The organism is Streptomyces sp. NPDC005648 (assembly GCF_040605395.1).
GTDB lineage: Bacteria > Actinomycetota > Actinomycetes > Streptomycetales > Streptomycetaceae > Streptomyces.
In genome coordinates, this window is the sequence record NZ_JBEXCS010000058.1 from 14,991 (window position 1) to 35,043 (window position 20,053).

At 71.4% G+C, this 20,053-nt stretch carries 20 protein-coding genes and 1 pseudogene; 7 read left to right on the plus strand and 14 right to left on the minus strand.

The features are described from left to right. The first annotated feature begins 105 nt into the window (after window positions 1-105). Together ABZT17_RS28810 and ABZT17_RS28815 are read left to right on the plus strand one after the other, a co-directional pair. Window positions 106-999, plus strand: a complete 894-nt coding sequence (locus ABZT17_RS28810) for a LysR substrate-binding domain-containing protein (protein WP_356352836.1) — start codon at window positions 106-108, stop codon at window positions 997-999. A gap of 17 nt (window positions 1,000-1,016) precedes the next feature. Next, window positions 1,017-1,532: a DUF664 domain-containing protein gene (locus ABZT17_RS28815; protein ID WP_356352838.1), complete on the plus strand. Its 516-nt coding sequence runs from the start codon at window positions 1,017-1,019 to the stop codon at window positions 1,530-1,532. On the opposite strand, the gene ABZT17_RS28820 is transcribed toward ABZT17_RS28815, so the two are convergent. Beyond that, window positions 1,514-2,593 carry an adenosine deaminase gene (locus tag ABZT17_RS28820; protein ID WP_356352840.1) on the minus strand — a complete coding sequence of 360 codons (1,080 nt, stop codon included), beginning with the start codon at window positions 2,591-2,593 and terminating at the stop codon, window positions 1,514-1,516. The two genes, ABZT17_RS28815 and ABZT17_RS28820, sit on opposite strands and share 19 nt — an antisense overlap. A 43-nt stretch (window positions 2,594-2,636) precedes the next feature. Further along, on the minus strand, window positions 2,637-3,029 hold the full coding sequence (locus ABZT17_RS28825; protein ID WP_356352842.1) for a VOC family protein: 393 nt from the start codon (window positions 3,027-3,029) through the stop codon (window positions 2,637-2,639). A gap of 679 nt (window positions 3,030-3,708) precedes the next feature. Here ABZT17_RS28825 and ABZT17_RS28830 point away from each other — a divergent pair. After that, window positions 3,709-4,167, plus strand: coding sequence for a pyridoxamine 5'-phosphate oxidase family protein (locus ABZT17_RS28830; protein WP_356352843.1), 459 nt, complete (start codon window positions 3,709-3,711; stop codon window positions 4,165-4,167). A gap of 30 nt (window positions 4,168-4,197) precedes the next feature. Here ABZT17_RS28830 and ABZT17_RS28835 read toward each other — a convergent pair whose 3' ends face one another. From ABZT17_RS28835 to ABZT17_RS28850, 4 genes and pseudogenes are all read right to left on the minus strand, one after another. Continuing rightward, entirely contained in the window at window positions 4,198-5,109 is a 912-nt protein-coding gene (locus ABZT17_RS28835; protein ID WP_356352845.1) for an aldo/keto reductase, read from the minus strand. Between the two features lie 132 nt (window positions 5,110-5,241). Beyond that, window positions 5,242-6,579: pseudogene (locus tag ABZT17_RS28840) on the minus strand (aldehyde dehydrogenase family protein); the annotation flags it as partial. A gap of 128 nt (window positions 6,580-6,707) precedes the next feature. Further along, window positions 6,708-7,907 carry an RNA polymerase sigma factor gene (locus tag ABZT17_RS28845; RefSeq protein WP_356352847.1) on the minus strand — a complete coding sequence of 400 codons (1,200 nt, stop codon included), beginning with the start codon at window positions 7,905-7,907 and terminating at the stop codon, window positions 6,708-6,710. Continuing rightward, the gene (locus ABZT17_RS28850; protein WP_356352892.1) at window positions 7,904-8,260 is read right to left on the minus strand and encodes a YciI family protein; all 357 of its coding nucleotides are present in this window, start codon (window positions 8,258-8,260) and stop codon (window positions 7,904-7,906) included. Before ABZT17_RS28850 ends, ABZT17_RS28845 begins: the two co-directional genes overlap by 4 nt. A 98-nt stretch (window positions 8,261-8,358) precedes the next feature. Between ABZT17_RS28850 and ABZT17_RS28855 the strand changes: the two genes are divergently transcribed. Then, a complete protein-coding gene (locus ABZT17_RS28855; protein WP_356352849.1) occupies window positions 8,359-9,432 on the plus strand; it encodes an acyl-CoA dehydrogenase family protein in 1,074 nt (357 codons plus the stop codon). A gap of 88 nt (window positions 9,433-9,520) precedes the next feature. Further along, the gene (locus ABZT17_RS28860) at window positions 9,521-10,438 is read left to right on the plus strand and encodes a class I SAM-dependent methyltransferase (protein WP_356352851.1); all 918 of its coding nucleotides are present in this window, start codon (window positions 9,521-9,523) and stop codon (window positions 10,436-10,438) included. Window positions 10,439-10,470: 32 nt separating this feature from the next. Here ABZT17_RS28860 and ABZT17_RS28865 read toward each other — a convergent pair whose 3' ends face one another. The 5 genes from ABZT17_RS28865 to ABZT17_RS28885 form a co-directional block, all read right to left on the minus strand. Next, window positions 10,471-11,616, minus strand: a complete 1,146-nt coding sequence (locus ABZT17_RS28865; RefSeq protein ID WP_356352853.1) for an LLM class flavin-dependent oxidoreductase — start codon at window positions 11,614-11,616, stop codon at window positions 10,471-10,473. 59 nt (window positions 11,617-11,675) lie between these two features. Further along, a complete protein-coding gene (locus ABZT17_RS28870; protein ID WP_356352855.1) occupies window positions 11,676-12,860 on the minus strand; it encodes an SfnB family sulfur acquisition oxidoreductase in 1,185 nt (394 codons plus the stop codon). 5 nt (window positions 12,861-12,865) lie between these two features. After that, window positions 12,866-13,420, minus strand: coding sequence for an NADPH-dependent FMN reductase (gene ssuE / locus ABZT17_RS28875; protein WP_356352857.1), 555 nt, complete (start codon window positions 13,418-13,420; stop codon window positions 12,866-12,868). Window positions 13,421-13,597: 177 nt separating this feature from the next. After that, entirely contained in the window at window positions 13,598-14,719 is a 1,122-nt protein-coding gene (sfnG, locus tag ABZT17_RS28880; RefSeq protein ID WP_356352859.1) for a dimethylsulfone monooxygenase SfnG, read from the minus strand. 132 nt (window positions 14,720-14,851) lie between these two features. Beyond that, window positions 14,852-14,935 (minus strand): putative leader peptide, encoded by an 84-nt coding sequence (locus ABZT17_RS28885; protein WP_356352894.1) that lies wholly within the window; start codon window positions 14,933-14,935, stop codon window positions 14,852-14,854. Window positions 14,936-15,073: 138 nt separating this feature from the next. Between ABZT17_RS28885 and ABZT17_RS28890 the strand changes: the two genes are divergently transcribed. After that, entirely contained in the window at window positions 15,074-15,988 is a 915-nt protein-coding gene (locus ABZT17_RS28890) for a LysR family transcriptional regulator (protein WP_356352861.1), read from the plus strand. Between the two features lie 12 nt (window positions 15,989-16,000). On the opposite strand, the gene ABZT17_RS28895 is transcribed toward ABZT17_RS28890, so the two are convergent. The 3 genes from ABZT17_RS28895 to ABZT17_RS28905 all read right to left on the minus strand — a co-directional run bounded on the left by ABZT17_RS28895 (window position 16,001) and on the right by ABZT17_RS28905 (window position 18,687). After that, window positions 16,001-16,168, minus strand: coding sequence for a hypothetical protein (locus ABZT17_RS28895; protein WP_356352863.1), 168 nt, complete (start codon window positions 16,166-16,168; stop codon window positions 16,001-16,003). A 113-nt stretch (window positions 16,169-16,281) separates the two neighbouring features. Beyond that, window positions 16,282-17,049 (minus strand): metalloregulator ArsR/SmtB family transcription factor, encoded by a 768-nt coding sequence (locus tag ABZT17_RS28900; RefSeq protein ID WP_356352865.1) that lies wholly within the window; start codon window positions 17,047-17,049, stop codon window positions 16,282-16,284. Window positions 17,050-17,232: 183 nt separating this feature from the next. After that, window positions 17,233-18,687, minus strand: a complete 1,455-nt coding sequence (locus ABZT17_RS28905) for an APC family permease (RefSeq protein WP_356352867.1) — start codon at window positions 18,685-18,687, stop codon at window positions 17,233-17,235. A 143-nt stretch (window positions 18,688-18,830) separates the two neighbouring features. Between ABZT17_RS28905 and ABZT17_RS28910 the strand changes: the two genes are divergently transcribed. Beyond that, on the plus strand, window positions 18,831-20,015 hold the full coding sequence (locus ABZT17_RS28910; RefSeq protein WP_356352896.1) for an ROK family transcriptional regulator: 1,185 nt from the start codon (window positions 18,831-18,833) through the stop codon (window positions 20,013-20,015). The last annotated feature ends 38 nt before the right edge of the window (window positions 20,016-20,053 follow it).

Sequence of the window (20,053 nt, forward strand, 5' to 3'; positions counted from 1 at the left end):
CACACGGTTTCCGGTTTCTGGGAACCGCTACCCACTCTTTCGTGACCTGCGGGCAGTGGTCCAACAGGAGAATGCGATGAAACTCAGCGGATAGGCTTCTCAATCATGGAACTGCGCCATCTCCAGCACTTCGTCGCGGTCGCCGAGGACCAGCATTTCACCCGGGCCGCCGAACGGCTGATGGTGTCCCAGTCCGGCCTGTCGGCCTCGATCCGGGCGCTGGAGCGGGAACTGCAGACACCACTGTTCGTGCGGACGACCCGGCGGGTGACCCTGACCGAGGCGGGGCGGGCGCTGCTGGGCGAGGCGGAGCGGATCCTGGCGCAGGTGCGCTCGGCCCATGAGGCGGTCGCGGCGGTGCAGGGGGTGCTGCGGGGCACGCTCTCGCTGGGGACCGAGCAGTGCATCGCCGGTGTCCATGTGGCACGGCTGCTCGCCGTGTTCCGGCACCGGCACCCGGACGTGGAGATCCGGCTGCGCCAGGCGGGTTCGGTCGAGCTGGCCGAGGAGGTCGCGGCGGGGCGTCTCGACCTGGCGTTCGCCTACCGGACGCAGGAGGACAACGACCAACTGCGCTCGGTGTCGCTGGCCGCGGAGCCCATGACGGTGTTGTGCCACCCGAGCCACCGGCTGGCCACCGGTGACGCGGCGGTCACCCCGGACGACCTCGGCGGCGAGGTGTTCGTCGACTTCCACCCCGACTGGGGCCCGCGCCGCACCACCGACGCGGCCTTCGCCGCGGCGGGCGTACGGCGGACGGTGGCACTGGAGGTCAACGACGTGCACAGCCTGCTGGACCTGGTGGACGAGAACCTGGGCGTGGCCGTCGTACCGAGCCACTTCCGGCACAAGCGGGAGGCGCTCACCGCCCTGCCCGTGAAGGGCACGGACGAGACCGTCTACGAGACGGTGGCCCTGCTGCCGCCGCACCGGGCGACCAGTCCGGCGGCCCGGGCGCTGATGGCACTTCTGGAGCAGGGCACGCACGACGCGCACTGATGCGCGATGGTGGGGGGATGCATGCAAAGGACATCCTCATCGACGGGTACACCCGCATCCAGGAAACGGTCCACGCCGCCGTCGAGGGTCTGGGCCCCGACGCCCTCAACCACCGCCCCGCACCGGCCGCCAACTCCATCGCCTGGCTGGTCTGGCATCTCACGCGCGTCCAGGACGACCATGTCGCCGACGCCTTCGGGCTCGACCAGGTGTGGCTGACCCAGGGCTGGGAGAAGCGCTTCGGACTCGATCTCCCGCCCCGTGACCACGGCTACGGTCACACCGCGGAACAGGTCGCGAAAGTCACCGTCGACTCCCCGGACCTGCTGACCGGCTACTACGACGCCGTCCACGAGCAGAGCCTCAAGGTGCTGCGCGAGGTGTCCGCCGCAGACCTGGAGCGCGTCGTCGACAAGAGGTGGGACCCGCCGGTCACGCTGGGTGTCCGGCTGGTCAGCGTCCTGGCCGACGACCTGGAGCACGTCGGCCAGGCCGCCTATCTGCGGGGGCTGATTCAGAGCGCCGCCGCGTAACCCGGCAGGACGACGTCCTCGATGAGGGCCTTGCGCTCGTCGAAGGGGATGAAGGCGCTCTTGAGGGCGTTCACCGTGACGGTGCGCAGATCCTGGACCGTCCAGCCCGCCTGCTCCACCAGCAGGGACATCTCCCGGGTCATCGTCGTACCCGACACCAGGCGGTTGTCGGTGTTCAGGGTGACCCGGAAGCCGAGGTCCTTCAGCGCGGTGATGGGGTGCTCGGCGATCGAACTCGCCGCTCCCGTCTGAAGGTTGGAGGTCGGGCACATCTCCAGGGCGATACGGCGGTCACGGACCCAGCCGGCGAGCCGGCCGAGCTTGCCGCCTGCGAGGTCGGGGATGTCGTCGGTGATGCGCACACCATGGCCGATGCGCTGGGCGCCGCACACCTGAAGGGCCTGGTGGATGCTGGGCAGGCCGTGCGCCTCACCGGCGTGGATGGTGAACGGCACGCTCTCGCGGCGCAGGTGCTCGAAGGCGTCGAGGTGGTCGGCGGGCGGGAAGCCGTCCTCGGCGCCGGCGATGTCGAAGCCCACGACACCGGCGTCCCGGAAGGCGACGGCCAGGTCCGCGGCCTCGCGGACGCGGTCGAACATCCGCATGCCGCACAGCAGGGTGCCGACCCGGACCGGGGTACCGGCGGCGGCCGCCTTGGCCATACCGGCGGCAAGGCCCTCCTGGACGGTCTCCACGACCTCGGCGAGGGTCAGGCCCCCCTTGGTGTTCAGCTCCGGCGCGTAGCGCACCTCCCCGTACACCACACCGTCGGCGGCGAGGTCGAGGACGTACTCCTCCGCGACGCGCAGTAGGCCCTCGCGCGTCTGCATCACCGCGAGGGTGTGCTCGAAGGTGGCTATGTAGCGCACCAGGTCGCCGGAGTTGGCGGCTTCGTAGTACCAGGCGGCCAGTTCGTCGGGGTCGGTGGTGGGCAGGGTGTGGCCGACCTCGGCCGCCAGCTCCACCACGGTGGCGGGGCGCAGGCCGCCGTCGAGGTGGTCGTGCAGGACGGCCTTGGGCAGGCGGCGGAGGGTGGCGGCGTCTACGCGCGTAGCGGTCACGGTGGTTCTTTCCTAGGCGGGGCGGAGCGAGCGGGGGTGGTCTTCAGCCGGCGGGCTGGAGCAGGTCCCAGCGGTTGCCGTAGAGGTCCTGGAAGACGGCGACCGAGCCGTAGGGCTCGTGCCGGGGCTCCTCCAGGAAGGTCACACCGGCGGCGAGCATACGGGCGTGGTCGCGGGCGAAGTCGTCGGTGTGCAGGAAGAAGCCGACCCGTCCGCCGGTCTGGTCGCCGACCCGGCCACGCTGGACCTCGTCCTTCGCCCGGGCGAGCAGCAGGCCCGTGCCCTGCCCCTCCGCGCCCGGTTCGACCACGACCCAGCGGGAGCCGTCCGGGCGCGGGGCGTCCTCGACGAGGCGGAATCCGAGGGCCTCGGTGTAGAAACGGATCGCCTCGTCGTAGTCGTCGACGACGAGGGTGACCAGGGCGACGCGTCTCATCGAGGGCCTTTCGGAGCGGGCGATTGACGGGAGAGGTTATACGTAAAACTACACGGACGCCAGTCCGGTCCGCCGTTGCTTCAGCTGGAGCATGCCGACACTCGGCGCCGATGGTCTCCCGGGCCCGTCGCGGGGCCGGGTCCTGCGGCTGGGGGCGCAAGCTGGGGTGTCCGTGGTGGATGGGTGTCCGTGGCGGATGGGTGTCCGTGGCGGATGGGTGTCCGTGGCGGATGGGTGTCCGTGGCGGGCGGGTGCCCGTGGCCGTCAGGGCTTGGGCCGGGGCGTCCGTGGCGGTCTTGGCGCGGTCAGGGCCCTACGTGGCGGCCGGAGCAGAGGCACAGCCCCCGCGGCGGTCAGGACGCAGACCAAGGGCTACACAGCGGCCGGAGCACAGGCCCCAGCCCCCGCGGCGGTCAGGACGCAGACCAAAAACTACACAGCGGCCGGAGCACAGGCCCCAGCCCTCGCGGCGGTCAGGACGTGAACCAAGGCCTACGCAGCGGCTGGACGGCGGGCCACAGCCCCCGCAGCGGTCAGGGCGGGGGCCAGAGCCTAGGTGGCGGCCGGAGCACCGGCGACAGCCTCCTGGCGGTCGGCCGGGATTCGTCTAGGTCTAGGTCTCCCGGCCGAGGCCTACGGCCCGAGGTGTGATCCGGTACGAGTCGGTAGCGTCGCGGTCATGAAGATCACTGAGCCGCCGCGCAGTCCCGGACAGCGCCGAACCGACGTACTGGACCGGTTCGAGCGGGAGTCGGACCTCTGGGTCGCCACCGCGGACGACGACGGGCTGCCGTGTCTGGTCGCGCTCTGGTTCGTCTGGGACGGCGCGGCCTTCTGGGTGTGCACCCGGCTCACCAATCCCACGGGCCGTAACCTGCGCCACGGCGGTCGCACCCGGCTCGCCCTCGCGGACACCCATGACGTCGTGCTGGTCGACGGCGAGGTGGAGACGTTCCCGCGCGAGGACGTACCCGCCGCGGCGGCGGACGCGTTCGTGGCGAAGACGGGCTGGGACCCGCGTGGGGACAGCGCCTCGTACGCGTTCTTCCGGGTGCGCCCGCTGGCCGTCCAGGCATGGCGAGGCGAACACGAGCTGGGCGGACGGCACTTGATGAGGGAGGGGGTGTGGATGGCCTGAGTGCCACACGAAGACCCCGGCGGAGGCTTCTCAGCCGGCCTGCCGGTGAAGGGCGTCGAGGCGGGCCAGCTCGTCCGCGCTCAGCCGGAGGGCGCCCGCCGCCACGTTCTCGGCGAGATGGCCGGGGTTTCCGGTGCCGGGGATGGCGAGGACGTGCGGGCCCTGGTGCAGGGTCCAGGCGAGTCGGACCTGAGCGGGACTCACGTCGTGGGCGCGGGCCACGGCAAGCACCTCCTCGTCGTGGGCCGAGGTCGCGCCGCGCTCTCCCGCGCCGCCCGCGACGGCGAAGAAGGGCACGAAGGCGATGCCCTGTTCGCCGCAGACCCGCAGGAGCTCGTCGGCGCCGGGATCCGGGCGGTCGAGCGCGTACCGGTTCTGCACGCTCACCACGGGTGCGATGGCCTGTGCCTCGGCGAGGTGCCGGGGTTCGACGCCGGATATGCCGAGGTGGCGGACCAGGCCCGCCTCGCGCAGTTCGGCGAGCGCGCCGAAATGCTCGGCGATCGAGTCCCACCTCTGCTCCGACCTGCGCAGATACACCAGGTCGAGGTGGTCGCGGCCGAGCTGGCGCAGGTTCTCCTCGACATGGCCGCGCAGTTGGTCCGGGCGGGCCCAGGTGGCCCACTCCCCGGAGTAGTCCCGCAGCGGACCCACCTTCGCGGCGATGACCAGGTCGTCGGTGTACGGCGCCAGCGCGCTGTTGATGAGCTCGTTGGCGGAGCGCAGGGAGGAGAAGTAGAAGGCGGCGGTGTCGATGTGGTTGACGCCGAGCTCGACCGCCCCGCGCAGCACGGCGATCGACCGGTCGCGGTCGCTGGGCGTGCCGTGGTGGAAGGCGGCGCTGCCCGTCAGCCGCATCGCGCCGAAACCGATGCGGTGGACGGAGAGATCGCCCAGTCTCCAGGTGCCCGAGGCGTCCGCGGTGATCGTTTCAGAGGTCATCGGCGGAGTCTCGCACACGGCGCCTCCACGGAGCACGGCCGCACCCGCCAGGGGTGCGGCCGCGATGGGGGGTTGGGGTGCACTCAATCGCTTTGGTCTGTACCAGTCAAGGGTATGGACCAATAAAGGGTCTCAGCCGAGCGGCTTCTCCAGGATCGCCTTGCGGTGGCTGAACGTCTCGATCGAGTAGCGGCCGTGGTAGCTCCCCATGCCGCTCTCCCCCACCCCGCCGAACGGCAGGTCGGAGACGGTCAGATGGGCGAGCGGCAGACCGTGGCCGAGGCCGCCCGAGGAGGTCTCGGCGGCGATGCGGTCGCGCGTCGTCCCGGACTCGGAGAAGACGTACAGCGCGAGGGGCTTGTCGCGGTCGTTGATGAAGTCGATCGCCTCGTCCAGGTCCAGCACGGTGACGACGGGCAGGATCGGGCCGAAGATCTCCTCCCGCATGACCGGCGACTTGGGGTCGACGTCGGCCAGGACGGTCGGCGCGATGTACTTCGTCGCGCGGTCGCTGTCGCCGCCGACCACCACCCGGCCCGAGTCCAGCAGCCCCGAGAGACGGTCGAAGTGGCGCTCGTTGACGATCCGGCCGTACTCGCCGGAGGCCGACGGGTCGGCCCCGTAGAGCGCTTCGACGGCGCGCGCGAACAGGGGCTCCAGGGCGGCGGCCGTCTCGGGGTCGGTCAGGACGTAGTCGGGGGCGACACAGGTCTGCCCGGCGTTCAGGAACTTGCCCCGCACCAGCCGGTCGGCGACGACGGCGAGGTCGGCGTCGCGGTCCACGAACGCCGGGGACTTGCCGCCGAGTTCGAGCGTGACGGGGGTCAGGTGCTCGGCGGCGGCGCGCATGACGATACGGCCGACGGTGCCGTTGCCGGTGTAGAAGATGTGGTCGAAACGCTCGGCCAGCAGGGCCGTGGTCTCCGGGACGCCCCCCTCGACGACGGCGACCGCCTCGGTGTCGAGGTAGGCCGGCAGCAGGCGCGCGATGGCGCGGGAGGTGGCCGGGGCCAGCTCGCTGGGCTTGACGACGACCGCGTTGCCGGCGGCGAGCGCGCCCACCAGCGGGGCGAGCAGCAGCTGCGCCGGGTAGTTCCAGGGGGCGACGACGAGGACGACACCGAGCGGGTCGTACTGGGTCCGGGCGCTCGCGTCGGCGCCGAGATGGGCCGGGACCGGAGCGGGTTCGGGGCGCAGCCAGTCGGCGAGGTGGTCGAGGGTGTGGTCGATCTCGCGGATCGTGAAGCCGATCTCGGTGCGGTCGGCCTCGGTGGCGCTCTTGCCGAGGTCGGCATGGAGGGCGGCGGCCAGGTCGGCGCCGTTCTCGGTGAGCATCTCGCGCAGCCGGCGCAGCTGGGCGGTGCGCCACTCGACCGGCTTGGTCCGGCCGGTGCGGAAGGTGGCGCGCAACCGGGCGACGACGTCTGCGGGCTGCTCGGGGGTGGGCTGGTTCACGATGCCTCGCTGCTGGTGCGGTGCGGGCCCTGCGGCTCGCGGAAGCGGTCTCGACTGTCAGGTGTATATACCAACCATTCACCCGGCAAAATAAATTCCGATGCCTGTCGACTACTTTCCGTCCCGCCACGACCACCTTCCGCTCACCCGTGCGCGAGTTCCCGGCGACGGCGCTCCAGATAGGCCCGCTCGGCCGGGTTCTCCGCGCGGGCGACGGCCGCCTCGTAGGCGAGCACCGCCTCCGCGTCGCGGCCGAGGCGGCGCAGCAGGTCGGCGCGGACCGCGTGGAAGACGTGATAGCCGTCGAGGTCCAGGGCGTCGACGAGGCCGAGCGCGGGCCCGGGGCCGTCGGTCTCGGCCACCGCGACCGCCCGGTTCAGAGCCACGACCGGGCTCGGGGCGAGCGTCATCAGCTGGTCGTACAGCTGCCGGATCTGTCCCCAGTCGGTGGCGTCCGCGCTCGGCGCGTCGCTGTGCACGGCCTGGACGGCGGCCTGGATCTGGTACGGCCCCGGCCGGTTTTGGCGCAGGCACCGCCGTACCAGGGACTGCCCCTCGGCGATCAGCTCGCCGTCCCAGCGGTCGCGGTCCTGTTCGGGCAGCGGCACCAGGCCACCGCGGTCGTCCAGACGGGCGCCGCGGCGTGAGTCGACGAGGAGCATCAGCGCGCGCAGGCCGATGACCTCGGGCTCGTCCGGCATGAGCTCCGCGAGGAGGCGGCCGAGACGCACGGCTTCTGCGCACAGCTCGGGTGTCCCGCCGTACCCCTCGTTGAAGATCAGGTAGACGACGGCGAGGACGCCACCGAGCCGGTCGGGGAGGTCGGCGTCGCGGGGTACGCGGTACGGGATGCGGGCGTCGCGGATCTTGGCCTTGGCGCGGACCAGGCGCTGGGCCATCGTCGGCTCGGGGACCAGGAAGGCGCGGGCGATCTGCGGCGTGGTGAGTCCGCCGAGCAGCCGCAGGGTCAGGGCGACCTGGGCCTGCGGGGCGAGCGCGGGGTGGCAGCAGGTGAAGATCAGGCGGAGCCGGTCGTCGCGCACGGGGCCCTCCTCGGCCGGTGCGTCGGGGGTGCTCAGCAGGGCCGCCTCGGCGTGTCGCGCGTCGCGGCTCGCCTCCCGGCGCAGCCGGTCGACAGCGCGGTTGCGGGCGGTGGTGATGATCCAGCCGGCCGGGCTCGGCGGCACGCCGGTCTCCGGCCAGCGCAGCACCGCCGTGGTGAAGGCGTCCTGGACCGCTTCCTCGGCGAGGTCGATGTCGCCGAGGAAGCGGACGAGGACGGCGACGGCGCGGCCGTACTCCGCGCGGAAGACGGCCTCGACGTCGACGGGCCGCGTCGTCATTCCTCGGCCTGGTGCATGAACGGCCGTACCTCGATGGGGAGGGTGGTGGCCCGGGTGGCCTTCCTGCCCCACTCCAGGGCCGCGTCCAGGTCCGGGGCCTTGATCAGGCAGATGCCGCCCAGGTACTCCTTGCCCTCGGCGTACGGCCCGTCCGTGATCAGCACGTCCGCGCCCTTGGGCCGCAGCACGGTGGCGGTCTCCGGGCCGTGCAGACCGCCGGCGAAGACCCAGGCGCCGGCCTCGCGCAGTTCGGCGTGGAAGGCGTCGAGGTTGCTGACGATCTCCGCCATGGCCTCGGGTCCGGGCGGCGTTCCGTCGCTCGGGGTGATCACACTGAGCAGGTAGTACTGCATGACGTCCTCCTTGGCGTCGTCCCGTTCTCTCACCTCCTACACGAACGGCACACCCCCGGATCGACACCGCGCACGAACGGATCGGGAGAATCTCTTCCATGACCGCCGAGACCGCCCCGGGCACCGAGCCGTCCGCACCGCACCCGCTCGTCGCCGCCGCCCGCTCCCTGGCCGACGACCTCCTCGCCCCGAGCGCCGCACGGGTCGACCAGGAGGGCGTGCCCGTGAGCCATGTGGAGGCGATCCGCGGGTCCGGGCTGCTGGGAGTGAGCGCGCCCCAGGAGTACGGCGGCGCGGGCGCCCCCGAGCCGGTGGCGCGGGAGATCATGGAGATCCTGGCCGGGGCCTGCTGCTCGACCTGGTTCGTGCAGACCCAGCACCACACACCGGTGCGCATGCTGGCCAAGGCCGACCTTCCGGTACGGCAGCGGCTGCTGCGTCCGCTGGCGACCGGCGAACTGCTGGCCGGCATCGCGTTCGCGCACGTCCGCGCCTTCCCGCGGGTGCCGGTGCGGGCGACGGCGGACCGGGACGGCTGGCGCTTCGACGGCACGGTGCCCTGGTACACGGGCTGGGGCCTGAACGACGTGATGCTGCTGGCCGGGGTCACCGACGCCGACGAGGTGGTGTTCGCGTTCACCGAGGCCCGCGAGCAGCCGGGGCTGCGCCCCTCCCCACCGATGCGACTGGCCGCCCTGACCGCGTCCCGGACGGTGTCCCTGGAGCTGGACGGCCTCCGGCTGCCCGGGGAGTCGGTGGTCCTGCGCACCCCGCAGGAGAAGTTCGCCCTGGTGGACCGCCCCCGCAACACCAACGCCTCCCCCGCCGTGTTCGGCGTCGCCCACACGGCCCTGCGGCTGCTGGAGCAGGCCGGCGAGCCGGCGACGGCCCGCGCACTGCGCGACCGGCTCGACCATGTACGGCACCTCGTGTACGCGCTCTGCGACCACCCGGTCCCGCACGAACGCGTGGACGAACGGCTGGCGCTCAAGACCCACGCCTACGACCTGATGCGCGCGGCCACCACGGCGGCCGTCGTCGCCCAGGGCGGTCGCGCCATGGACCTCGGCAACCCGGCCCAACGCCTGGCCCGGGAGGGCATGTTCCTGCTTGTGCAGGGTCAGACGAGCGAGGTGCGCCGGGCCCATCTGGACGCGCTCGCGGAGATCTGAGGCCGCCGGATCCGAGGCTGGTCCGGCTGTTCATCGGACGTTCAATCAGGGGTCAGTTTCGCCCGCTCTCAATGAGCAGAATCGCTTCATGGCGACCGCACAGGCAACCGACAACAAACTTCCCGGCGAGCTCAAGGACGTCCCCGGCTGGTTCCCGCCGCTGGACCAGGTCATCTTCACCTGGCTCCTCGACCGGCAGGAGACGGGCGGCTTCAAGGGCGACCTGCTGGAACTCGGCGCGTACATGGGCAAGAGCGCGATCCTGCTGGGCCGGCACCGGCAGGACGGCGAGGAGTTCACGGTCTGCGACCTCTTCGGCGGCGAGGCTCCGGACGGGGCCAACCGGGCCGAGACGGCGAAGTCGTACTCCTCACTCACCCGACAGGCCTTCGAGCGCAACTACCTCTCCTTCCACGACGCCCTGCCCCGGGTCCTGGAGGCCCCCACCTCCGTGATCCCCCAGGAGGTGGCCCCGGGCAGCTGCCGCTTCGTCCACATCGACGCCTCGCACCTGTACGAGCACGTCCGCGACGACATAGGCGCGGCCCAGGACATCCTCGTCCCCGACGGCGTGGTCGTCCTGGACGACTTCCGCTCCGAGCACACTCCGGGCGTCTCGGTCGCCACCTGGGAGGCCGTCCTCAACCGCGGCCTGCGCCCGATCTGCCTCACCACCCAGAAGCTCTACGGCACCTGGAGCGACCCCGAGGCGGTCCAGGAGGAACTCCTGGAGATGCTCAGGTCCCGCTCGGACGTCGGTCTGAGCGTCCAGGAGGCCGCAGGCCACCGCCTGATCCGCGCCCGAGCCCAGAAGGGCATGCAGGCACCGCCGTTCCCGCGCTCCCGCCACTACGAGGAGCCGAGGCCCCAAGCGCCTTCAACGCCGGCGCCGGCGCCCGTGCCGGCCCCTCGCCCCTCCCGCTCCCGGGCGCGCCGCATAGGCGTGGACCTCCTCCCCCCGATCGTCACGAGGGCGGTACGCCGAGCCCGCGCCGGCCGTTCCTGAGGGTCCGGGGTCCGAGCGGCGTCCTGTCGCGCTCAACTCGCGAACGGAACCTGCGCCGAGGGCGCGACCCGCTCACCGACGGGGTGCTGCCACAACCCCTCCGCGGCCAGCCGCGGCAGCACCCCCTCCCCGAACCAGTACGCCTCCTCCAGGTGCGGGTACCCGGACAGCACGAACTCGTCGATCCCGAGCGCGTGGTACTCCTTGATCCGCTCGGCGACCTCCTCGTGACTGCCGACGAGCGCGGTACCCGCACCACCCCGCACCAGCCCGATCCCGGCCCACAGGTTGGGATGGATCTCCAGCCCGTCGCGGTTGCCGCCGCCGTGCAGCGCCAGCATCCGCTGCTGCCCCTCCGACTCGCTGCGCGCGAGCCCGGCCTGCACGGACCTCACGGTCTCCGGATCGAACCCGGCCAGCAGCCGGTCCGCTTCCGCCCAGGCCTGCTCGGAGGTGTCCCGGGTGATGACATGCAGCCGGATCCCGAACCGCAGAGCACGCCCCTGCCCGGCCGCGAGCCCCCGGATCCAGGCGATCTTCCCGGCGACCTGAGCGGGCGGCTCACCCCATGTCAGGTACGAGTCCACGTACTTGGCGGCGACCTCACCGGCGACCGGCGAGGACCCGCCGAAGTACACCTCGGGGACCGGGTCCGGCACCCGGGCCAGCCTGGCGTCCTCGACCCGCAGGTACTCCCCCCGCAGATCGACGGTCTTGCCCTCCCACAACCCCCGTACGATCTCCAGGAATTCGCCGGTACGCCGGTACCGGGCGTCCTTGTCCAGGAAGTCCCCGTAGGCCCGCTGCTCGTGGCTCTCGCCGCCGGTGACCACATTGAGCAGCAGCCGGCCGCCGCTCTGCCGCTGGAAGGTGGACGCCATCTGCGCGGCGAGGGTCGGCGAGACGAAGCCGGGCCGGAAGGCGACCAGGAACTTCAGGCGCTCGGTGTTCTGGCTGACCATGGCGGTGGTCAGCCAGGCGTCCTCGCACCAGGCCCCGGTCGGGGTGAGGGCGCCGACGAAGCCGAGGTCCTCGGCGGCCCTGGCGATCTGGCTCAGATAGGCGACCGTCGGCGGCCGGTCGCGTCCGGAGGCCGTGGCGGGCGTGCCGTGGCCGCCGCCGACCACATGGCGGCTGTCGCCGTTGGTGGGGAGGAACCAGTGGAAGGTGAGGGACACGTGGGGTCTCCGATCAGAGGTGTCGCCGGGTGTCGCGGGTGTCGCTGTCGCGCGTGTCGCTAGAGGAGGCCGTGGCGGGGCGGCCGTGTTCCGTTGAGCACGTACCGGCCGATGTGCTGGATCTTCCAGCGGGTGGGGTCGTGCAGCGTGTGGGTGCGGGCGTCACGCCAATGCCGGTGCAGATTGAGGGAGTTGAGGGCCGAGCGGGTGCCGGCCACCTCGAAGAGGGCCCCGGCCACCTCGACCGCCGCCTGCGCGGCCCGCACCTTGGCCGCGGCGACCGCGATGGACGCCTCGGCCGCCGTGTCGTCGGTGAGGTCGGCGCGGGCCGCGTCCACGGCGTGCGCCGCGTCACGGAGCAGCGCCTCCGACGCCCGTACCTGGAGGGCGAGTTCACCGAACCGCTGGATCAGCAGCGGATCCTCGGCGGCGGTCTCGACCCCGCTCTCGAACCACGGCCGGCTCTTCGTGCGCACGAACTCGGCGGCTTCGGCCAGCGCTCCCCCGGCGATCCCGGCGTCGATCGCCGCGTGCAGCAACTGGGCTACGGCGCCGTGGAGTTGGGGCCCCTCGAAGGTGAGGTGGTGCGGGAACACCCGGTCGGCCGGCACCTCGACGCCCTCCAGGCGGACGGTGCCGCCGGCGGTCGTACGCTGTCCCATGCCGTCCCAGTCGTCGAGCACGGTCAGACCGGCGGCGTCCCGGGGGACGCAGGCGACATGGAGGTTGTCCTCCTCGGCGCGGGCGAGCACCGGGATCCAGTCGGCGAACAGGGCACCGGTGGAGTAGTGCTTGACGCCCGTCAGGACGTACGAGCCGTCCGCCCGCGGCTCCAGCCGGGTGCGGATGTCCTGGACGTGTTTCGTCCCCGCCTCGGACTGCGCGTTCCCGAGGCGGCGCCCCGCCAGCAGCTCCGCGAAGAAGAACTTCCGCTGCTCCTCCGTGCCCTGACGGCGGATCACATTGACGTAGGCGAAGTGGCTCTGCGGGATCTGGGCCAGGCTGGGGTCGGCCGAGGCCAGCAGCCGGAAGATCTCCGCGAGGGTCGCCACGGTGACGTCGGCGCCGCCGTGCTCGGCGGGGACCGTGACGGCGAGCAGACCGGAGGCGGAGAGCCGGTCCAGCTCCTCGCGGGGCAGCCTTCGTCCGGCGTCCCGCGCGGCGGCGCCGGCGCGGAACTCCGCGGCCAGTGCCGCCGCGACGGCCAGCGCCTCCGTGTCGTCGGCGATGATGTGGGCGGGCATGGTACTCAGCTCGCCGCCGCCAGCACCGGGACGCGGCCCAGGGCCGCCGAGAACTGGTCGACCACCTGGCCCAGCGCCTCGGTCGCGGCCGGCGCGACGGTCAGCGAACCGTCCTCGTGCACGGTGATGTCCTTGTCGAGGGTGAACCAGCCCTGCACGACATGGGCCGCGCCCATGGAGCTGAGGACCGGGCGCAGGGCGTAGTCGATGGCCAGGACGTGCGCGGTGGAGCCGCCGGTGGCCAGCGGGAGCACGGTCTTGCCGGTCAGCGCGTACTGCGGCAGCAGGTCGAGGAGCGCCTTGAGGACACCCGAGTACGACGCCTTGTAGACGGGTGTGCCGACCACGACTCCGTCGGCCTGCTCGAACAGCTCGGCGGCCGCGACGATCGCGGGGTGCTTGAAGTCGGCGCCGAGCAGGGCTTCCGCCGGGATGGTGCGCACGTCGAGCGGGATGATCCGGTGCCCCTGGGCGATCAGCCGCTTGTCCAGGTGGCGCAGCAGTCGGTTGGTACGGGAGGAGGCGGAGGGGCTGCCGGAGACGGACAGGACGGTGGCCATGGGTCCTCTTTCGGGGATGCGCCGGGATGCGCTGGGATGCGTCCTCAGGCGAGGGGACGGGGCGCCCGCGAGGGGCGGACACCCCCGGGGAAGCGGTCAGGAGTACCTGGTGTGGTGGGCCGGTCGGGAGGCGTGGCGGTGCTCATGGCGGTACGGCCTCCTTCGCGGTGCGGGTGCTCAGGCGTGGGCGGGGACGGACGCGGGCTCGGTGTCGGGCAGCCGGTCCTCCAGCTCGCGCACCAGCGGCAGCACCCGCTTGCCGAAGTACTCGACCTCCTCGTGGTAGTGGAGGAAGCCGAGGAGCAGGAGGTCGACGCCGAGTTTCCGGTACGCGACGATGCGCTCCGCGATCTGTTCCGGGGTCCCGATGAGGCCGGTCCGGAAGCCGTCGTTGTACTGGACGAGGTCCTCGAAGGAGGAGTCCTGCCACATGCCCTTCCTGTCGGCCGTGGACTGCCCGGCCTGCTTCACCGCGGCCCCGAAGCCCTCGACGGCCTCGGTGTCGGCCTTGGCGACGATCTCACGGAGGGTCTCGCGGGCCTCGGCCTCGGCGTCCCGGGCGATGAGGAAGCCGTTGAGGCCGAACTTCGGTGCCGCGCGGCCGACTTCGGCGGCTGACCGGCGGACGTCGTCGATCTGCTCGGTGACTCCGTCGAAGTCCTTGCCGTTGGAGAAGTACCAGTCGGAGACGCGGCCGGCCATGGCGCGGGCGGCGGTGGAGTTGCCGCCCTGGAAGATCTCGGGGTGCGGGCGCTCGGGGGTATTGAGGGGCTTGGGCTTCAGGGAGAAGTCACGCAACCGGTAGAAGTCACCGGCGAGTTCGGTGTGGTCCTCGGTCCAGATCTGACGCAGGGCGCGGATGAACTCCTCGGAGCGGCGGTAGCGCTCGTCGTGCTCCAGCCAGGGCTCGCCGAGTGCGGTGAACTCGCCCTTGAACCAGCCCGATACGACGTTGACCGCGAAGCGGCCGTCGGAGAGGTGGTCGGCGGTGGCGCCGAGCTTCGCGAGGACGCCGGGGTGCCACAGGCCGGGGTGAACGGCGGCAATGACCTTCAGGCGCTGGGTGGCCAGGAGGAGGGCGAGGCTGAAGCTGGTGGACTCGTGCTGGTACTCGGCGCCGTAGCTGGCCATGTAGCGGACCTGGCTGAGAGCGTAGTCGAAACCGTTGTTCTCGGCGAGGACGGCGAGTTCGCGGTTGTACTCGTATCCCCAGTCGGTGCGCTGCTCGATCTTGCTGGTGACGAGTCCCCCGCTGACGTTGGGGACCCAGTAGGCGAATTTCACGGGCGCTCGGGACATGCGGAACTCCTGTTGCGGATGCTTTCGGGCACGCCGAATTCACCCGGGCGCGCGGTCGCGTTCGAGCGGTGCGCCGAAGTGCGGAATTCAGGCGTGGGAAAAGGGAGAACGCGGCGGATCGCGGAGGGTTGATCAGGCCGCGGGGCAACAGGAGGCGCTGGAGACGCGCGCGAGGTCGACATGGCGTCGCCGCGTGAGGTCCAGTCGCATCTTCATGTCCTCGATCGTGGCAGCCGTCGACGAGGAGCGTCAAGGAAAACCCGACCGGTCTCGTATCGCGGACCATTGAATTTCACGAACGTGTGACAGGGAAACCCTTGAAGCCCGCGGGAAAGCGCCCGCATTCTGCTGACCGTGCGGACAGAACAACTGGAATACATAGCGGCCGTGACCCGGCTCGGCTCACTGCGCCGGGCGGCGGAGGAACTGCGGCTGTCCCAGCCCGCGTTGAGCGAGACCGTGCGCAATCTGGAGCGGGAGCTGGGCGTCGACCTCCTGGAGCGCAAACGGTCCGGGGCGACGATGAGCGCGGAGGGCCGCGAACTGCTGCCCCACATCATCAATGTGCTGGACGCGGTGGACCGGCTGCGGTCGGCGGCGGGCGAGCAGCACCGCATCAGCCGTATGGTGCGCGTCGGCACGGTGAACGCGGCGACCGTGCCGCTGCTCATCCCGGTGGTCCGCGACTTCCGCACCGCGCATCCGCTCACCCAGGTCGAGGTGGTCGCCGCGCAGCAGACGGAGATTCACCGGGCCCTGTCGGAGGGCGGTTTCGACCTCGGTCTGGTCAACCACCTGGACGGCGACGATCTGCCCGCCGGTTTCGAGTCCACAGAACTGCTGAGCGGACGGCCGGTGGTGTGCGTCCGCCCCGACAGCCCGCTCGCCGCGCTCGACGCCGTCACCGTGGACGACCTGCTCACCCAGCCGGTCATCGCGATGCGGACCGGCTATGTCATGCACCGCTACGTCCACCGGCTGCTGCGCGGCCGCGACGCCGCCTTCTCCTACTCCACCGACGGCGCCGAGATGGGCAAGCTGATGGTCGCCGAAGGGCTCGGGGCGACGGTGCTGCCGGACTTCAGTGTGCGCGGGGATCCGCTGGAGCGGCAGGGCACGATCACCTACCGGCCGATCGTGGACGACGAGTCGACCCGGGTGCTGCTGATGCTCCGGCGGCGCAGGGCCGAGTCGGTGCCGCGGGCCGCGCAGGACCTCCACGAGGTGTTCCTGCGCAGGGCGCGCGAGCTGGGCGGGGCACTGATGTGAGACCGCGCCCGGTCAGTCGTCGTCGCCCGCCGGGACCACCACGAGGAACGCGTCCGACTTCAAGTCCATGATCACTTTCGCGGGCTGTCCCTCCGCGCGGCGCTCGGCCGCGTACTCCTCCGCCGGCCACGATCCGCGAGGAGCTCCCGCAGGAAACCGCTCCAACACCTTCGCACCCATGGCCGCCGCCACCTCCGGTTCCGATTCCCACAACCACCTTCCCTGTTTCACCTGCCCGTGATCCGCCCGGACATGTCCCCCGGGTGGTCCACGCACGCGCGCGTCACTCTCCGTCACCGCCCCGGGACCAGCCACGGCGACTGGGGCAGGGTGCTGCCGGTCTCCAGGAGCGACTTGAGGTTGGACAGCACCGCCGGCCAGCCGCCGGAGACGTCGTGCAGGGCGCCCTCGTCCCAGAGGTCCTCGTGGGTGACGGTGAGGCGGACGATGTCCTCGTGCGGGGTGATCTCGAAGGTGACCTTGGAGTAGGTGTCCTCCTGCCCCTCCTTCGCGGGATCGACCCAGGTGGCGACCAGCCGGGTGGGCCGCTCGCTCTCCACCACGGTGCCGACGACGTCGGCGACGCCGGAGCCGTCCGTGCGGACGTGCTCCCAGCGTGAGCCCTCGCGCCAGTCGGAGACATTGCTGTGGCCCCAGTAGGCGGCCGTCAGGTCGGCGTCCGTGAGGGCGTCCCAGACCTTCTCGGGGGTGCTGCTGATGTAGGTGACGTACACGAAGGTGGGCTTGTCGGTCATGGCTTCCTCGGCTCGTCGTTTCACGGCGCTCAGCGCGCTCAGGCGCGGGCGCTCGAACTTGTCGATCCAGCGCTCCTGGATCTCGTGGAGCGGGACCGGGTTGAGGTAGTGCAGCTTCTCCCGCCCCCGCCGCACCGCGACGACCAGATGGGCGGCCTCCAGGACGGCCAGGTGCTGGGTCACCGACTGGCGCGTCATCGCGATGCGCCCGCACAGCTCGCCCAGCGTCTGGCCGTTGTGCTCGTGCAGCCGGTCGAGCAACCGTCTGCGCGTGTCGTCGGCCAGCGCCTTGAAGACCTTGTCCATCCCGGAGTCACCCTCTGCTCGCACACGTTAAGTAATGCAGGTAATTACCTGCATGTCAATCCGTTTCGCTGCTGGACGTCCACGGACAGGCGAAAGCCTCCCCGGGACACGCGTCGCCCGGGGAGGCTGGGTGGGTGGTCAGTCGGAGCTAGCTGGGGCGAGGGAGTCGAGGGACCGTAGTTCTCATGTGCCGGCCGGCTCCGGGTTCACCGCCTCGGGGGTCAGGTACTCCTCCGTGATCTCCTTCGGGCCGAACGGCCACACCTTCTCGAAGCGGGCCCACAGGACGTACGCGACGCAGCCGAGGGCCAGCCAGGCCAGGGACCACTCGATGGGGTGGCGGCCCGGTGAGTTCTTGTCCGCGTAGCCGTAGATCACGCACCAGCCGACGAAGGCGACGATGCTCGGGACCGGGTAGAGCCACATCCGGTACGGGCGGTTCAGCGTCGGCTGGCGTGTGCGGAGCACGCTCAGCGCCAGGATCTGGGCCAGCGCCTGGACGATCACCATCACCGTGGTGAGGAGCTGGATGAGGGTCGCCAGGTCGGTGTGCCGGCCGATCAGGAAGCCGATCGCCGTGATCACCCCCATGGTCGCCAGGCCCAGCATCGGGAAGCGGTGCTTGGGGTGCAGCTTGGCGTAGGGGCGGAAGAAGACCCGCTCGCGGGCCGCGTCGTAGGGCACCCGCGAACCGCCGAGCAGACCGGTGAACACCGAGGCGAAGGCGGTGATCAGGATCAGCACGGTGACGGTGTCGGCGGCCCCCTTGCCCCAGGTCTTCTCCAGCACCGCCGAGGCCACCGAGGTGGAGGCGATGTCCTTCGGGTCGATCATGCGGTGCCAGTCGATGACGCCGAGGGTGCCGATCTGCAGCAGCAGGTAGATCGCCATGATGCCGAGGATCGAGTAGATGATCGAGCGGGGCAGATTGCGCCCGGGGTCCTTGATCTCCGCACCCATGTAGGCCGTGGTGTTGTAGCCGAGGTAGTCGTAGATGCCGATGGTCAGACCGCCCGCGAAGCCCAGCCAGAAGCCGCTGCTGCCCAGGTCGAAGGCGTGCGCCGGGTAGGTGAAGGCGAGGTGGCCGCTGAAGTCGGTCGCCGCGGCCAGGATGACCAGGACCACCGAGATGATCATCACGGCCCACATCACGGCCGTGATCCGGGCGATGTGCTCGATGCCCCGCCACAGCAGGACGATCACCAGTGCGATGACGCCGAGGCCGATCAGGTCGCCCGAGGTCTGCCCCAGATCCGGGGCGAGGTAGCCCAGGTACTGCACGAAGCCGACCACACCGGTCGACATGATCAGCGGGATGAAGAGCATCGCCGTCCACACGAACAGGAACGGCATCAGCCGCCCGGTGCGGTACTGGAAGGCCTGGCGGAGATAGACGTAGGAGCCGCCGGAGCCGGGCATCGCGGCGCCGAGTTCGGCCCACACCAGCCCGTCGGCGAGCGCGAGAACCGCTCCCGCGACGAAGCCGATCACCGCCTGCGGCCCGCCGAAGGCGGCGACCATCAGCGGGATCGTGACGAACGGGCCGATGCCGCACATCTGGCTCATGTTGATGGCCGTGGCCTGGAACAGGCCGACACGGCGGACGAAGCCACCACTGGGTGGCGGGCTACCGGACATGGGGGCTCCTGACGGTGGGTGCGATGCGGGAGGGACGAGGTGCGGCGCGTGCGGGCCGGTATCCGGTGGCTGACTGGGCGATAAAGTTAAGGAGCCTTACTTGATGCGTCAAGAGGGGATTCCGCGTGGGCGAGAATGGTGCGATGGCCGCCGGTGACGTCGTGACACAACAGGAACAGCCCTGGAACCGGCAGCGGTTGCGCTCCACCAACGAGCGGCTGCTCCTGGACCGGCTGCGCTCCGCCGGCCCCGCCTCGCGCGCCCAGCTGGCCCGGGACACGGGTCTGTCAAAACCGACGGTCTCCAGCGCGCTGGCCGCACTGGAGAGCGCGGGTCTGGTCCACGAGGTCGGCACGCTCGCGCCCGAGCGGGGGCGTACGGCGGTTCTGTACGCGCCGGACCCGGCGGCCGGTTACGCCCTCGGCATCGACGTCGGCCGCAGCTGGCTGCGGGTCGCGGTGGCCGACCTGGACGGCTCCGTCGTCGCCCGCTCCGACGTGCGCAACCGGGCCCGCAGTTCGGGCGCGATGGCCGACCTGGTGGTGGCGACGGCGCGGCAGGTGGTGGCCGGTTCGGGGGTGGCGCCGGACGAGGTGGTGCACGCGGTGGTGGGCACCCCCGGGGTGTACGACGAGCGGCAGCGCAGGGTGCGGTACGCGATGCATCTGCCGGGCTGGGGCCGCGCCGGCCTCTTCGACCGGATGCGGGCGGAGCTGGGCGTTCCGCTGGAGGTGCACAACGACGCCAATCTGGCCGCCCTCGGCGAGTACACGTACGGGGTCGGGGCGGGGAGCAGGCTGTTCGCGTACATCCTGATCGGCACCGGTCTCGGCATGGGCGTGGTCAGCGACGGGCGCCTGTTCACCGGGGCACACGGCCTCGCGGGCGAGATCGGGTTCCTGCCGTGGCCGGGGCAGCAGAAGCCGGAGCGGCTGGAGGACGCGGTGTCGGGGGTGGCCGTGGTGGAGGCGGCGCGCCGCTTCGGCATGAGCGGGCAGCTCACCGCGAAGGCGGTGTTCGACGCGGCCCGGCAGGGCAACGAGGCCGCGGTCAAGGCGGTTCGGCTGGAGGGCGAGCGCATCGCGCACACGGTGGCGGCGGCCGCGGCCGTGCTCGACCCGGATCTGGTGGTCCTGGGCGGCGGGGTGGGCCACAGTGTCGATCTGCTGCTGAAGCCGGTACGGGACAACCTGCGGGCGTTGACGCCGTTGCGGCCTCGGATCGCGCCCAGCCGACTGGGTGAGGACGCGGTCCTGCTGGGCGCGGTGGCCACGGCCCTGGACACCGCGCGGGACATGGTGTTCGAGCGCCGTTCGGCAGCTTCCTGAACAAGTCCCCCACACGGCGCGGTGATTGACACCGCTTC

Coding starts and splice junctions, on each gene's coding strand:
- ABZT17_RS28810 (WP_356352836.1), top strand. CDS start 106: ATGGAACTGCGCCATCTCCAGCACTTCGTCGCGGTCGCCGAGGACCAG.
- ABZT17_RS28815 (WP_356352838.1), top strand. CDS start 1,017: ATGCATGCAAAGGACATCCTCATCGACGGGTACACCCGCATCCAGGAA.
- ABZT17_RS28825 (WP_356352842.1), bottom strand. CDS start 3,029: ATGAGACGCGTCGCCCTGGTCACCCTCGTCGTCGACGACTACGACGAG.
- ABZT17_RS28830 (WP_356352843.1), top strand. CDS start 3,709: ATGAAGATCACTGAGCCGCCGCGCAGTCCCGGACAGCGCCGAACCGAC.
- ABZT17_RS28835 (WP_356352845.1), bottom strand. CDS start 5,109: ATGACCTCTGAAACGATCACCGCGGACGCCTCGGGCACCTGGAGACTG.
- ABZT17_RS28845 (WP_356352847.1), bottom strand. CDS start 7,907: ATGACGACGCGGCCCGTCGACGTCGAGGCCGTCTTCCGCGCGGAGTAC.
- ABZT17_RS28850 (WP_356352892.1), bottom strand. CDS start 8,260: ATGCAGTACTACCTGCTCAGTGTGATCACCCCGAGCGACGGAACGCCG.
- ABZT17_RS28855 (WP_356352849.1), top strand. CDS start 8,359: ATGACCGCCGAGACCGCCCCGGGCACCGAGCCGTCCGCACCGCACCCG.
- ABZT17_RS28860 (WP_356352851.1), top strand. CDS start 9,521: ATGGCGACCGCACAGGCAACCGACAACAAACTTCCCGGCGAGCTCAAG.
- ABZT17_RS28870 (WP_356352855.1), bottom strand. CDS start 12,860: ATGCCCGCCCACATCATCGCCGACGACACGGAGGCGCTGGCCGTCGCG.
- ssuE (WP_356352857.1), bottom strand. CDS start 13,420: ATGGCCACCGTCCTGTCCGTCTCCGGCAGCCCCTCCGCCTCCTCCCGT.
- sfnG (WP_356352859.1), bottom strand. CDS start 14,719: ATGTCCCGAGCGCCCGTGAAATTCGCCTACTGGGTCCCCAACGTCAGC.
- ABZT17_RS28885 (WP_356352894.1), bottom strand. CDS start 14,935: ATGAAGATGCGACTGGACCTCACGCGGCGACGCCATGTCGACCTCGCG.
- ABZT17_RS28895 (WP_356352863.1), bottom strand. CDS start 16,168: ATGGGTGCGAAGGTGTTGGAGCGGTTTCCTGCGGGAGCTCCTCGCGGA.
- ABZT17_RS28900 (WP_356352865.1), bottom strand. CDS start 17,049: ATGGACAAGGTCTTCAAGGCGCTGGCCGACGACACGCGCAGACGGTTG.
- ABZT17_RS28905 (WP_356352867.1), bottom strand. CDS start 18,687: ATGTCCGGTAGCCCGCCACCCAGTGGTGGCTTCGTCCGCCGTGTCGGC.
- ABZT17_RS28910 (WP_356352896.1), top strand. CDS start 18,831: ATGGCCGCCGGTGACGTCGTGACACAACAGGAACAGCCCTGGAACCGG.